At 69.8% G+C, this 13,443-nt stretch carries 11 protein-coding genes; 5 read left to right on the top strand and 6 right to left on the bottom strand.

From position 1 onward, the window contains the following. Both ACTOQ1_RS42500 and ACTOQ1_RS42495 read right to left on the bottom strand, forming a co-directional pair. Positions 1–167 (bottom strand): FAD-dependent oxidoreductase (locus tag ACTOQ1_RS42500; protein ID WP_440074219.1); only part of this gene is annotated, 167 nt, incomplete at its 3' end. A 240-nt stretch (positions 168–407) separates the two neighbouring features. Then, on the bottom strand, positions 408–1,430 hold the full coding sequence (locus ACTOQ1_RS42495) for a LacI family DNA-binding transcriptional regulator (protein WP_440074217.1): 1,023 nt from the start codon (positions 1,428–1,430) through the stop codon (positions 408–410). A 107-nt stretch (positions 1,431–1,537) separates the two neighbouring features. Between ACTOQ1_RS42495 and ACTOQ1_RS42490 the strand changes: the two genes are divergently transcribed. From ACTOQ1_RS42490 to ACTOQ1_RS42470, 5 genes are read left to right on the top strand one after another with little or no spacing between them, the layout of a single operon-like run. Then, positions 1,538–2,899, top strand: a complete 1,362-nt coding sequence (locus ACTOQ1_RS42490) for an ABC transporter substrate-binding protein (RefSeq protein WP_440074216.1) — start codon at positions 1,538–1,540, stop codon at positions 2,897–2,899. Between the two features lies 1 nt (position 2,900). Next, complete coding sequence (locus tag ACTOQ1_RS42485; RefSeq protein WP_440074214.1) at positions 2,901–3,791, top strand: carbohydrate ABC transporter permease; 891 nt, start codon at positions 2,901–2,903, stop codon at positions 3,789–3,791. Next, the gene (locus tag ACTOQ1_RS42480; RefSeq protein WP_440074213.1) at positions 3,788–4,612 is read left to right on the top strand and encodes a carbohydrate ABC transporter permease; all 825 of its coding nucleotides are present in this window, start codon (positions 3,788–3,790) and stop codon (positions 4,610–4,612) included. Before ACTOQ1_RS42485 ends, ACTOQ1_RS42480 begins: the two co-directional genes overlap by 4 nt. A gap of 2 nt (positions 4,613–4,614) precedes the next feature. Then, on the top strand, positions 4,615–5,463 hold the full coding sequence (locus ACTOQ1_RS42475) for an ROK family protein (RefSeq protein ID WP_440074211.1): 849 nt from the start codon (positions 4,615–4,617) through the stop codon (positions 5,461–5,463). Beyond that, a complete protein-coding gene (locus ACTOQ1_RS42470; RefSeq protein ID WP_440074209.1) occupies positions 5,460–6,524 on the top strand; it encodes a glycoside hydrolase family 68 protein in 1,065 nt (354 codons plus the stop codon). Before ACTOQ1_RS42475 ends, ACTOQ1_RS42470 begins: the two co-directional genes overlap by 4 nt. Positions 6,525–6,675: 151 nt before the next feature. On the opposite strand, the gene ACTOQ1_RS42465 is transcribed toward ACTOQ1_RS42470, so the two are convergent. The 4 genes from ACTOQ1_RS42465 to ACTOQ1_RS42450 all read right to left on the bottom strand — a co-directional run bounded on the left by ACTOQ1_RS42465 (position 6,676) and on the right by ACTOQ1_RS42450 (position 13,269). Next, positions 6,676–9,411, bottom strand: a complete 2,736-nt coding sequence (locus ACTOQ1_RS42465) for a beta-L-arabinofuranosidase domain-containing protein (RefSeq protein ID WP_440074208.1) — start codon at positions 9,409–9,411, stop codon at positions 6,676–6,678. A 150-nt stretch (positions 9,412–9,561) separates the two neighbouring features. Continuing rightward, positions 9,562–11,214, bottom strand: a complete 1,653-nt coding sequence (locus ACTOQ1_RS42460; protein ID WP_440074205.1) for a glycoside hydrolase family 27 protein — start codon at positions 11,212–11,214, stop codon at positions 9,562–9,564. Between the two features lie 11 nt (positions 11,215–11,225). Next, positions 11,226–11,420, bottom strand: coding sequence for a hypothetical protein (locus ACTOQ1_RS42455; protein ID WP_440074203.1), 195 nt, complete (start codon positions 11,418–11,420; stop codon positions 11,226–11,228). 13 nt (positions 11,421–11,433) lie between these two features. Next, positions 11,434–13,269: a family 43 glycosylhydrolase gene (locus tag ACTOQ1_RS42450; RefSeq protein ID WP_440074201.1), complete on the bottom strand. Its 1,836-nt coding sequence runs from the start codon at positions 13,267–13,269 to the stop codon at positions 11,434–11,436. Positions 13,270–13,443 lie beyond the last annotated feature (174 nt).

The following is a 13,443-nucleotide window of genomic DNA, read 5'->3' as shown; positions in this document are numbered from 1 at the left end:
CGCTGCCCCGCCTCCAGCACGAGGAAGTCCAGGCCGCGCGTCGCCAGGTGCGCCGCGGCGGCCAGGCCCACCGGGCCGGCGCCGATCACCACCACGGGCGGCTCGCCGCCCTCGGACGTGAACGGCTCGATCTCCAGGGCCGCCGTGCCGCGCTGTCCATCGCTCATGATCGTCTCTCCCGTGAGTCGCGTGCTGGTCGTCAGGGGTGCCGGGATGGAGGCGGGCTCCGGTCCATTGAGCCCCACCCGCCTCCCGCCTGATTAGAAGAATGTCTAAGTAGCGCCCAGCCTGCCTCATTGATTTGATAGTTGTCAATATAGATGGGCGCCTAAGTTGTGAGGTGCGGATACCCGGCCGCTCCCACCGTCCGTCGGAGTGAAGTGCCGGGTCGGCTCACCCCCCGGGGGTCACGCGGGCGCGACCGACTCCCGGTGCCTCACCGGCATGGCGACCCGGTGCACCTGGCCGGGTTCGGCCTCCTCGCCCATCTGGGCGAACAGCACCTCCACCGCCTTGCGTCCCAGTTCGTAGTGCGGCAGCGCCACAGTTGTCAGCTTGGGGCGGATCCACGACGCGATGGGGTGGTCGTCGAACGACACCACCGACACGTCCCCGGGAACGGAGAGCCCGGCGTCGCTCAACGCCTGGTAGGCGCCCAGGGCCAGCCGGTCGTTGAGGCAGATCAGCGCCCGGGGCCGGTGGCCGGCCAGCAGGGACCGGGTCGCGGCCAGGCCTTCCTCGGGCTGCCAGTCGGCGCAGACGCGGGCTCCGGCGATCCTCAGGCCGGCCTCCTCGATGCCGGTCAGGCGTTCCACCGCCGCGACGCTGGCGGCGGGCACGTCGCGCGCCCTCGGTCCGGCCCCGATCAGGTAGACGTCCTCGTGGTGGCCCGCCTCCAGGAGCACCCGGGCCGCGGAGCGGCCGGCCCCGACCTCGTCGGGCACGATCGACGGCAGGGCGGAGGCCTGCCTGGGCAGCGCGTTGAGCAGCACGGCGGGGCCGATGTCCTTCGGGACCTTGATCATCCGGGTGTACATGGCGGCCAGGATGATGCCGTCGACCTGGCGATCCTGCATGGCGTGCAGCAGGCCGCGCTCCAGCTCGGGATCGCCCTCGGTCTCGCCGATGAACAACATCACGCCGCGCTCGCGGGCGGCCTCCAGGGCACCCTTGATCATGTCTCCGGCGAGGCGGGAGGTCGCGACGGTGTCGGAGACGAAACCGATCGTGCGGGTCGTCCCGGTTCTCAGCCCGACGGAGACCGCGTTCGGGCGATAGCCCAGCTCGTCCGCCGCACGCAGTACCTTTTGCTCGACGTCGTGGGAAATACGCAGCTCACGGCCCCTGCCCGTCATCACGAGCGAGGCGGTGGTACGGGACACTCCGGCCGCCTGGGCCAGATCGGCCAAGGTGACCCGACGTCGACTCACGGGAGAGACCTCCATCATTCCAACCGGGTTACGGGGCCTTGACACCGTCGGATGCGTGCGGTGAGACTATCGCATCGCTAATCCGATTTAGCAAAGGGAGACGCACCATGTCTCGTCGAGTTCACTCCCGCCGGAGCCGCGTGGCGATGGTGGTCGTCCTGGGGGGAAGCCTGGCTGCCGCCTGCGCGGCGCCGGGAAGCGGCACCGCGCAACCGACGGCCGCCGCGTCGTCGTTGTCGGCCGCGCCGACCTGCGGCACCGCGCCGGTCACGCTGAAGGGCTACTTCGAAACCGGGTTCCCCCTGCCCAAGGCGCTCACCGCCGAGTTCACCAAGCAACACCCGAACGTCACCTGGGACATCCGCGAGGACCAGTTCGCCGTGATCACCCAGAACGCCCCGCGCGTGCTGGCCGACGACCCGCCGGACCTGATGCGCCTTCCCCAGGTCTCCGAGCTGGTCAAGAACAACCTGCTCAAGAACCTCGACGAGTACGCCAAGGTCTACGGCTGGGACAAGTGGCCCGCCTCCCAGCTCGAACAGATGCGCCTGGCGCCCGGCGGCGCCGTGCGAGGTGAGGGCTCCCTCTACGCCATGGGCCTGAACTTCTCCATGACCGGCGTGTTCTACAACAAGAAGCTGGCCGAGCGGATCGGCATGACCGACCCGCCGGAGACCCTCGCCGACCTCGACGCCGCCCTGGCCAAGGCCAAGGACGCGGGCCTGGTGCCGATCGCCCAGTTCAACGGCGGCGCGACCGGCGGCCTGGCCTTCCCGCTCCAGGACCTGATGGCCTCCTACGGCCCGCCCGCGCCGATCAACGAGTGGATCTTCCAGAAACCCGGTGCGACCATCGACACCCCGGCCAACCTCCAGGCGACCCGGCACCTGGAGAAGTGGGTCAAGGCCGGATACTTCTGGAAGGACGTCAACGCCGTCGACTACGCCACGATGATGAGCCGCTTCATCGGCGGCGACGGCCTGTTCATGTTCAACGGCGACTGGGAGTCGGGCAACCTCGACAAGCAGATGGCGGGCGACATCGGCTTCTTCCTGATGCCACCGGCCCAGGCCGGCGGGAAGCGGGCCACCATGTCGGCCCCGCTGACGTTCGGGATCGGGGCGAACGCCAAGAACGCCGACTGCGCCGCCGCGTTCCTCGACTGGGTCGCCACCGACACGCAGGCGCGCACGATCGGCGTCGAGGTCGGCGGCTCCCACCCGATGGGCCCGGCCGACGGGCCGATGCCGACGGTGGCGGCGGGCAGCGTGACCGAGAGCACCCTCGCGGCGGGCGCGCGGATCGCACAGGACAACGGCGCGATGGACTTCATCGCCAACGCCACCGGCGCGATCTACGCCAAGAGCTGGACCCCGAACCTGCAGAAGCTGGTGGCCGGGGAGCAGACCCCCGAAGGCCTGCTCAAGAGCGTGCAGGCCGACTACCAGAGCCAGGTCAAGGGAGGCTGAGATGAAGGCGGCCGCCAAACGGCGGAGCGGGCCGAGATGGGCCGGCTGGTTGTTCGTGCTGCCCGCGGCCGCGTTCTACGTCGTGTTCGTGATCCAGCCGCTGGCCATGACGGTGCAGTACTCCCTCTACAAGTGGGACGGCATCGGCGTGGCCACCTGGACCGGGGTCCAGAACTACCTGCGGGTCTTCACCGACCCCGACCTGTTCGCCTCGATCCTCAACGCGGTGAAACTGATCGCATTCTTCAGCGCGGTCCCGGTCGTGCTCGGGCTGGCCATCGCGGCGACGATCCGTCGCATCGCCACCAGCCGCCTCGCACTGGTGGCCCGCACGGTCATCTTCCTGCCGCAGGTCATCCCGCTGGTCGCGGCCGGGATCACCTGGAGCTGGCTGCTGTCCTCGACCGGCCTGGTGAACCAGATCCTCACGGCCATCGGACTGGAGAAGATCACCCGCGCCTGGCTGGGCGACTTCTCGACGGCTCTGCCGGCGGTCGGGGTGATCGGAGCCTGGGTGCTCCTGGGACTGTGCACGCTCCTGCTGCTGGCAGGGATGAGCAAGATCGATCCAGCCCTGTACGAGGCCGCGCGCCTCGACGGCGCCGGACCCTTCCGCGAGTTCTTCTCGATCACCCTGCCCAGCCTGCGGCAGGAGATCGGGGTCTGCGTCACCGTCACGGTCGTGGCCGCGCTGGCCAGCTTCGACATCGTCTACATCTCGACCCAGGGCGGGCCCGGCAACGCCAGCATGGTGCCCGGCCTGGAGATCTACTACCTGGCCTTCTCCGAACGCCAGGTCGGACTCGCCTCGGCCCTCGCGGTGGTCCTCACCGTGCTGGTGATCGCGTGCGCACTGCCGATCCAGTGGCTCACCAGGGAACGTAAATCATGATCTTCGATCGTCGTGAGGCCTGGACCGGCCGGGTGTTGCTGCTGGTGCTGATGGCGGCCACGCTGATGCCGTTCGTCAGTCTCCTCGTCACCGCGCTCCACCCGTCGGGCAGCTACCCGATGGGTCTCGAGTGGCCCGACGACCCGCAGTGGGGCAACTTCGTCACCGCGTTCACCGCCGCCCGGATGACCGAGCTGCTCACGTCCAGCGTGCTGATCGTGCTCGGGGTGGTGCCGATCTCGCTGGTCATGGCCACCATGGCCGGATTCGCCATCGGGCACCTGCGCATCCCCGGGCGGCGGTTCGTCTTCGTGGCGTTCGTGCTGGGACTGACGTTGCCGTTCGAGGGCATCATCACACCGCTCTACTACCTCGTGCGCGACATGGGCGTGCTGAACACCCGGTGGGCGATCATCCTGCCGCTGATCGGGCTGTTCATGCCGTTCTCGGTGTTCTGGATGCGGGCCCACTTCGTGAACATGCCCGAGGAGCTGTCCGAGAGCGCCCGCATCGACGGCGCAGGGACCTGGCAGCTCTTCTGGCGGGTGCACGTGCCGCTGGCCGCCCCGGCGACCTCGTCGCTGGCGATCCTGCTGTTCCTGTGGACGTGGAACCAGTTCCTGCTGGCCATCGTGCTGGTCGACGACCCGCTGCAACGCACCATGTCCGGGGCTCTGGGGGCCTTCCAGGGACAGTGGGGCACCGACATCCCGCTGCTGTGCGCGGGCTCGCTGCTCATCCTGACCCCCACGCTCGCGGTGTTCCTGATCTTCCAGCGGCGTTTCGTCACGGCTCTGCTCCAGGGTTCACTGAAGGGATGACCATGTACGGAGCAGTCGAGGCCGGCGGCACGAAATGGGTGTGCGCGCTCGCCGACACCGACGGAAAGATCGTGGCCACCGAGGTGGTCCCGACGACGACCCCCGACGAGACCATCCCGGCCGCCGTGGACTTCTTCCGCCGCCATCCCGCCCCGGCGGCGGTCGGCGTCGCCACCTTCGGGCCGGTCGACCTGGCGAGCGGGCGCATCACCACCACCCCCAAACCCGGCTGGTCGGGCACCGACGTGGTGACACCCTTCCGGGAGGGGCTCGGGGTGCCGGTCGGGCTCGACACCGACGTCAACGGTGCCGCCATCGGCGAGCTGCGCCACGGCGCCGGGCGGGGGCTGCACACGCTCGCCTACATGACCGTCGGCACCGGCGTCGGGGTCGGCGTGATCGTCGGCGGGCGCCCGCTGCACGGGCGCACCCACCCCGAGGCCGGGCACATGCGGCTGCCTCACGACACCGCGCGCGACCCCTTCCCCGGCGCGTGCCCCTTCCACGGCGACTGCCTCGAAGGGCTGGCCTCGGGGACGTCGATGCGGCGGCGCTGGGGGCGGCCCGCCCAGGAACTCGAGGACGGCGAGCCGTGGGAACTGGAGGCGGAGTACCTGGCGCTGGCCGTGCACAACCTGGCCGCCGTCGTGTCTCCGCAGGCGGTGATCATCGGCGGCGGGGTCGGTGGCCGGCCGGGCCTGCTCGACCTGGTCCGGGCCCGCACCGCCGAACTGGCCGGTGGCTATCCCCTGGACACCGTCATCACCCCGCCGGGACTCGGGAACCTGTCCGGGATCACCGGCGCGGCGGAACTGGCCCGATCGGCCCTGAGCGGAAACGAGAACGAGTGAGCACGACGACCCGGTGGACGCGCCGCCACCTCGACCTGATCACCGAGGACCCGGCGACGACCGCGCCGCCCATCCTCGGCCCCGTCGAGGCGGCGCTGCCCGGCCTGGACCTGTGGGACATGTGGCCGATCCAGGAGGAGGACGGTGCCACGGCCCTCTTCGAGGGCCGCGAACTCTGGATGGGCCTGACCGCCCCAGCGGACGGCCATCCGGAGGACCGCCATGACGTCGCCCGCATCCGCCTGCTCGCCCTGGAGGAAGGCAAGTGGATCGACCTCGGGAACGTCTTCCCCGACGGCGAGTCACCGGGCAGCCGCGAGTGGTCCGGCACGGCGATCCGGCGTACGGACGGCACCGTGTCGGTCTTCTACACGGCGACCGGGCACCGCGACGAGAAGCGGCCCACCTTCGTGCAACGAGTGGTCGAGGCGCGTCTGCCGCTCGACGGGAGACCCGGACGGCCGGGATCGGCCGAGCACCGGGAGATCGTACGTTCCGGCGGCGAGTTCTACCTTCCGGCCGACGAACGCGAAGGGGGGCCGGGGAGGATCCGGGCCTTCCGCGACCCGGCCTGGTTCCGGGGCCACCTGCTGATCGCGGCCTCCGTCCCGTGGGGCGACCGCCACATGGGCGCCGTCGCGCTGGCCGGCCCGGAGTCCGAGGGACTGCCGTTGCGCCCGCCGCTCCTGGTCGCCGACGGGATCAACCGCGAGATCGAACGCCCGCACATCGTGGTCCACGGCGGCCTGCACTACCTGTTCTTCTGCACCCACCGCCAGTCGTTCGAACCGGAGGGCGCCGCCCCGACCGGCCTGTACGGCTTCGTCTCCGCGACGATGGAGGGCCCCTACGAACCCCTGAACGGCTCCGGCCTGGTCATCGGGAACCCGGCGGCCCAGCCCGACCAGGCCTACGCCTGGATGGTGCTCGACGACCTGCGCGTGGTCAGCTTCCTCGACTACCGGGGCCCGGTCGAGCGGGCCCACTTCGGCGGGACGGTCGCTCCGATGTTGAGACTGCGCCTGGAAGGCCCCCGCACCCGGCTCGAACCGGTCACCTGAGGAGGGGGGCCGGGCCGAAAGCCCGGCCCCCCTCCTCGCGTCGACGCGCGAAGGGCCGTGCGGTCACACGCCCGTGACGGTCCACGGCTCGCAGGCGATCAGGTCCCGGTTCCTCGTGACCGTGGCGGCCGCGTCGTCCATCGTGGATCGCTCACAGGAATCGCCACAGGCGGTCGTTGGCGCCGGTGTCGTCGGCCAGCACGATCTGGGCGCCCTGCGCGGTGGATCCGCCGCTGACGCCCAGGACGCGGCCGCCGTTGGCGCACTGGATGCGGAAGGAGCCGTTGGAGCCGTACCGCAGCCGCCAGCGGTGGTCGTTGGCGCCGGTGTCGGACCACTGGAGCGCCCGCGCGCCCGCGCTCGTCGAGGCGTTCTCGATGCCGAGGACCTTGCCGCTGTTGGAGTTGCGCAGCTTGAAGTAGCCGCCCGTGCTGGTCACGGCCGTCCACAGGTGGTCGGCGGTGCCCGTGTCGCCCCACTGGATCACCAGGCCGCCGTCGGCGGTGGACATGTTCGTCACGCCCAGCACCATGCCGCTGGCGACGTTCTGGATGCGGCGCGCGCCGGTGGGCAGGAAGCGCCACTGGTTGTCGCCGCTGCCGTTGTCGGCGTCCTGGACGGCCTGCGCGCCCTGGCTCGTGGAGCCGTTCAGGATGGCCAGCAGCTTGTTGCTGTTGACGTTGCGGATCTTGTGGGTCCCGTCCCCGACGTCCACGAGCGTCCACCGGTGGTCGGCGGTGCCCGTGTCGCCCCACTGCAGCACGCGGGCGTTGTCCGTGGTGGCCATGTTCTCCACGCCCAAGACCTTGCCGCTGTGGACGTTGCGCAGCTTGACGGCGTTGCCGTCCACGACCAGGACCCAGTCGTGGTCGGCGGTGCCGTTGTCCGCCCACTGCAAGGCCAGGCCGCCGTCGGCCGTGGACATGTTCTGGACGCCGAGGACGAGCCCGGTCGCCGCGTTCTGCAGCCGGAAGCTCGCCGTCCCCGTGCCGCCCTGGCCGCCCGTGTTCCAGTAAACGGTGTAGTTGTGGCCGTGGGCGTCGTGGAACGGGATGAGGTTGACGGTCGCGGAGTTGGCGGTCGCCGTGAACGTGAGCGCCGAGGTGCTCGTCCGGGTGACCGACGCGGGGTTCAGCGACGGCAGCGCCGACAGCGCGGTGTTGCCGTAGTTGCCCGACAGCACCAGCGGCCCGTAGGTGACCGCCTGGACGCTCGGGTTGTCGTTGGCGGCCTTCATGACCACGCGCATCGGCAGGCGCACGGTCACGGTGTCGCCCGAGGTCCACGACCGGGTGATCGTCGCGTACGAGCCGGGCGTGGTGGCGATGTCCTGCTGGACGCCGTTGACGCTGATCGTGGCGCCGCTCGTCCAGGAGGGGATGCGGACGCGCATCGACCACGAGCTGCCGACGTCGCCGGTGACCTGGAGCGAGACGGTGTCGCCGGCGGGGAAGGAGGTCGTCTGGGTGACCGTGATGCCGCGCTGGCTCCAGTCCAGCACCGACGGGGTGAACAGGTTCACCGTCAGCGTCGTGCCGTTGTGGAAGTAGATGGAGTCCATCAGCTTGGTGTTCACTTCGATACCGGTGCCCTGGCAGCACCAGAAGGAGTTGTAGTCAGTGCTCCAGGTGCCGCCGCCCCAGGCGGGACCGACGCCCCGGCGGCCGCCGGGGTTGAGCGGGGTGAAGTAGGTGATGTGCCCGTGGGGGTCCGCGGGGTTCTGCTGGCCGATGAGGTGGTTGATCAGCGCCCCCTCGTAGTAGTCGAAGTAGTCCGCCCGGTTCGGGTCCAGCTGCCACAGCTCCCGCGTCAGTTTCAGCATGTTGTAGGTGTTGCAGGCCTCGGCGGTGTCGCGCGACAGGTACCCGGCGATGGCGTTGGGCGGCCGGAAGTGCTCGGCCTGGCTGTTGCCGCCGATCACGTAGGTGTGCGCGCTGGTGGTGATACGCCAGGCGTTGGAGGCGATGTCGCGGTAGCGGGTCGTGCCGGTGGCCTTGTACTCCCGGGCGGCGCCGATCCACTTGGGCACCTGGGTGTTGGCGTGCAGGCCGTTGAGCTGGTCCTGGTTCGCCGCGAGCGGGTTGAACACGTTGTTGTGGTCGAACCGCTGGGCGGCGGTCAGCCAGCGCGCGGTGCCGGTCTGCTGGTACAGGTCGGTCAGGACGGCGTTCATCCCGCCGAACTCGGTGCCCAGCATGGCCTGCATCTGGCTGGAGGTCAGCCGGCTCGTCCGCCAGTCGACCCACCCGGCCAGCGCCAGCAGCACGTCGCGAGCCTGTAGGTTGCCGATGTAACGCCACACGTCGAGCAGCCCGGCCAGGGTCTTGTGGATGCAGTAGTACGGCACGTTGCCGTTGCTCAGCGTGCGGTTCTCGACCGCGGTGATGTCGGACTCGGGAAAGCCGGAGAGGTAGCCGGTGTTGAAGCCGGCGGCGCCGTTGTTGGCCTGGCACTTGGCCAGCTCGGCGACCATGGTGTTGGCCTTGTCGCGGCAGGTGGTGTCGCCGGTCACCGCGTACGCCTGGGCCCAGGCGGTCAGGAAGTGCCCCTGCATGTGGCTGCGGAAGGGGAAGTTGGGGGCGTCCCAGCCGCCGTTGGCCGCCGCGCCCTGGGTGGACAGGCGGTGGTTGGCGCGGAAGACGTACATCAGCCGGTTGACGTCGACGAACCGCAGGTAGGACAGGGTGCGGTTCTGGTTGTCCAGCCAGCGGCCGGACGTCAGGCGCACCTGCCCCAGCTCGAACGCGTGGGCGGACACGCCGATGTCGGCGCGGACGGGGGGGATCTCGGCGAAGGCGGGTGCGGTGCCGGTGAACTGGCCCGCGGCGGTCGCGGCGACGGTGAGGCCTGCCGCCTGGAGCAGCCGGCGTCGGCTGAGGGGTGACATGTGAACTCCCAGGGGGGTGGAGTGGAGGTGGCCACGTGAACCGTCGGCGTCCGTCGCCGTCTCGGGGCCGGCAGGGACGGCGTCGACGGCGGCGAGCGGGTTCCGGCGGTTCACGTGGTCATGAGGAATCGGACTTCGAGCGTGTTGTGATCAGGTGCGGTTCCACCGCTGGTTGCTCTGGCCGTTGCAGGTCCAGATCTGGAGCTTGGTGCCGTTGGCGGTGGCGCTGTTGGGCACGTCCAGGCACTTGTTCGCACCGATGGCGGTGATGCTGCCGTCGGAGTTGAACCGCCACTTCTGGTTGTTCTGCCCGTTGCAGTCCCAGATGAGGACGCCGGTTCCGTTGGCGGTGCCGTTGTTGTTGACGTCCAGGCACTTGTTGCCGTAGACCCGCAGCTCACCGGCCGCCGTGGAGGTCCACTGCTGGTTGCTCTGGCCGTTGCAGTCCCAGATGTTCACCAGGGTGCCGTTGGTCTGGGAGGCGCCGGTCACGTCGAGGCACCGGCCCGATCCCACGCCCTGGATGCGGGACGTGGACGCGGTGGGCGTGGGGGTGGGGGTGGGGTCGGGGTTGGGCGTGCCGCCGCTGACCCGGTACACGACGGTGCCGTGCGCCGGCACGCTCGCCGAGATGTTCCCGGTGGTCGAGGTGACGGCGTTGCTCCAGGCGTCGCGCAGGCCGAAGGAGTTGCCGGACAGGCCGATGGCGGACGTGGTGGTGCTGATCGTGGTCGTGCTGCCGCCCTGGTTGAACAGGGCGACCGCGACGTCGCCGTTGCTCAGGCGCTTGGCCAGGATGCGGCGGGTGCCGTCATTGCTGATCTGGGTGGCCTGGAGGCCGAGCGTGTCCTGGTTGATGGCGATCAGGTTCTGGTTCTTCAGGATCGTGCTGGTCGCGTTGTCCATGTTCCGGACGTCGTTCCCGGCGATCAGGGGCGAGGCCATCATGGCCCACAGCGCGAAGTGGCTGCGCATCTCGGTGTCGTTCATGCCGCCGCGGCCGACTTCCATCATGTCGGGGTCGTTGAACTGGCCGGGCTTGGCGTACGAGGCCAGCGGGACGGTGACGTTGACGATGTTCTGGATGCCCATCGGGTAGCCGTTGGTCTGACCGGTGTTCCAGGCGTTGGTGATGTCCTCGGTCGTGCGCCAGATGTTGGCGATGTCGCCCCAGTTGCGCATCGGGCCGGTCTTCTCGTGGATGCTGTTGGGGTTGATGCTGTAGAGGATCGGCCGCCCGGTCGCCGCCAGCGCGTCGCGCATCCTGGCGAAGATGCGTACCTGGTCGTCGATGGTGCCGGTGGGGGAGCACCAGTCGTGCTTCAGGTAGTCGACGCCCCAGGCGGCGAACTGCCGGGCGTCCTGGACCTCGCGGTTGAGGCTGCCGGTCGCGCCCGGGTAGGAGCCGAAGTACTGGGCGCAGGTCTTGTCCAAGGGGGCCTGGTAGATGCCGAACTTCAGCCCTCTGGCGTGCAGGTAGTCGCCGAGCGCCTTCATGCCGCTCGGGAACCGCGACAGGTTGGCCTGGAGGTTCCCGGCGGAGTCGCGGTTGGGGTCCATCCAGCAGTCGTCGACGACGACGTACTGGTATCCCAGGTCGCGCATGCCGTTGTTGACCAGGGCGTCGGCCGTCTGCTTGATCAGGGTCTCGTTGATGTTGCAGCCGAAGGTGTTCCAGGTGTTCCACCCCATCGGCGGGGTACGGCCAACGCCGTTCTCCAGGGCCTGCGCCTGGGTGGCGGGGGTGAGCGCCAAGGTCAGCGCCGCCAGGCTCAGCAGTACACGTGCTCGCTGTTTTCTCACGGATGTCGCTCCTAGCGATGGTCAGGCGCAGGCGACCGGGGGGTGGTCACGCTGTCGCTGGTCATGGGGCCGAAGGTGGTGCTCGTGCCGGCTGGGGGCGAGCCGTTCCACCAGGGCGGGCCGAAGGTGGTGCTCTCGCCGGCCGGCCGCTGGACGACGAGGGTCGTGACCGCGACGGCCGTCAGCGGTGATCGGTGTCCTGGCACGGCACTCCTCCCGTCACTGGAAGGAGGCGTCGTCGATGTAGAGGCCGTCGGTGCCCGCGGCCGTCTCGACGTAGAAGGAGGCGTTGGTCAGCGTCCCGGTCCACGAGACCGTCGCCGTGCCGGTGAGCTGGGTCCACCCGCCGGCGTTGACCGTCTGCGCCGGGGTGAGCTGGACGTAGCTCGTCGTGCCGTTCGCGGTGAGCGTCAGGGTCGCCTTCGCGCTGGGGGTGCCGCTCTGCGAGCGGACCCACACGCTCGTGGTGTAGCTCTTGCCGTTGGTGAGCCGCGCGGTCACGTTCTGGTGCGGGCCCTGCCAGGCGGACGTACGGCCGGAGTTGAGCAGGGACCGGCTGCCACCGTGAGCCACGGTGGTGGCCGAGGACAGGGTGCCGCCGGAGCTGGTCCAGCTCGTCGTGCCGTCCTCCATCGTGCCGTTGGCCAGCAGGTTCCCGCCGCTGCCGCCGCCCGGGGTGAACTGCCACCAGTTGAGGTTGAACAGGTAGCCGCTGCCGCCGGTGAAACGCAGGTAGAGGTCGCGGGTGCCGGTCGCGCCCGACACCGGGCAGGTGACCGAGGTCCAGCTCTGCCAGCCGCCGGTGCCGGGGACGGTGCAGGTGCCCACGAGGGTGCCGGTGGCGCTGCCGAGGCGCGCTTCGATCCGGCCGCCGCTGGTGCCCGAGGCCACCCGGGCGGTGAAGGAGGAGGCTCCGGTGCCGAAGGCGACGCCCTTGACCTTGATGTTGTCGCCGTTCTCGATGAAGCCGACGTTCATGCCGCCTTCGCCGGAGGCCTCGGTCTCCACCCCCGATGCCCAGGCGATGGTCTCGGCCTCCTGGCGGACGTACGGGTCGAGGGTGCCGACCTGCGGTGGTCCTGCGGTGGTCATGTTGATGGTCGGGATGGTGCCGTCGGCGTTGTAGGTGAACTTCTCCACGGCGACCGAGCGGGTGAAACCGCCGCCGCCCGGCAGCGCGCCGTTGTGGTAGAAGAAGTACGACCCTCCGGCGAAGTCGACGATCCCGGCGTGGTTGGTGAAGCTGCCGCCCTGCCGGGGCATGATCGTTCCCCGGTAGGTCCACGGCCCGGTGGCGCTGGGGGCCGTCGAGTAGGCGATGAACTCCGAGCAGCACTCGGCGGCGAACACGTTGTAGTAGAGGCCGTTGCGCTTGAAGACCCAGGGCCCCTCCTCATAGAGGGTGGGGCGGCTGGCGTTGCCGCTGCGCGCGCCGAAGCCCGCGGCGGTCAGGGGGATCTGGGTCGCGCTCCCGGAGAAGGAGATCATGTCGGTGTTCAGCCGGACGTACCACAGGCGGGGGTTGCCCCAGTACAGGTAGGCCTGGCCGTTGTCGTCGATGAACGCGTGCGGGTCGATCTCGCCGTTCTCGACCAGCGGGCGGCCCAGCGCGTCCCGGAAGGGCCCGGTGGGGCTGTCGCCGACCGCGACGCCGATGGCCATGCCACCGGTCGCCCGGTTCCGCACCGGCACGTACCAGTAGAACTTCCCGTTGCGGGGGATGACGTGGCCGGCCCAGGCGTTGGCGTCGGCCCAGGCGAAGGTGGCCAGGCTCATGGGGGAGCCGTGGTCGGTCCAGTTGGCCATGTCCGTGGAGGAGAAGACGCGCCAGTCGCGCATGGTGAAGTAGGTCGAGCCGTCCTCGTCGTGGCCGGTGTACACGTACACGCGGCCGTTGTGGACGAGCGGCGCCGGGTCGGCCGTGTAGATCGTCTGCACGATCGGGTTGTCGGCCCTGGCCAGGGACGGGAGCAACGTGGTCAGCAAGAACAGGCTCACGGTCCAGAGGACCAGGCGGCGAGATCTCCTCCCGGCCGCGCGAAGTACGGGTCTCACCTGTTGTCTCCCTTGGGCGGTTTCGATGGGGGGTGTTGGTGGCCCCGGACGCGGCGGGTCAGAGCGCTCGCCGCGTCCGGGGCTGTTCAGGGGGTGATCAGCAGGTGGAGCCGGTCTGGGTCAGCGGGTCCATGTGCCTTAGCGCTGGAGTGTGAGCAGGCCGGGCCGGTAGGG

Origin of the sequence: Streptosporangium sp. OZ121 (assembly GCF_051918885.1) — a bacterium.
Lineage (GTDB): Bacteria > Actinomycetota > Actinomycetes > Streptosporangiales > Streptosporangiaceae > Streptosporangium.
Note: the sequence above shows the minus strand (reverse complement) of the source record. Positions and strands in the feature narration are given on the sequence as shown.

Coding starts and splice junctions, on each gene's coding strand:
- ACTOQ1_RS42490 (WP_440074216.1), top strand. CDS start 1,538: ATGTCTCGTCGAGTTCACTCCCGCCGGAGCCGCGTGGCGATGGTGGTC.
- ACTOQ1_RS42485 (WP_440074214.1), top strand. CDS start 2,901: ATGAAGGCGGCCGCCAAACGGCGGAGCGGGCCGAGATGGGCCGGCTGG.
- ACTOQ1_RS42480 (WP_440074213.1), top strand. CDS start 3,788: ATGATCTTCGATCGTCGTGAGGCCTGGACCGGCCGGGTGTTGCTGCTG.
- ACTOQ1_RS42475 (WP_440074211.1), top strand. CDS start 4,615: ATGTACGGAGCAGTCGAGGCCGGCGGCACGAAATGGGTGTGCGCGCTC.
- ACTOQ1_RS42465 (WP_440074208.1), bottom strand. CDS start 9,411: ATGTCACCCCTCAGCCGACGCCGGCTGCTCCAGGCGGCAGGCCTCACC.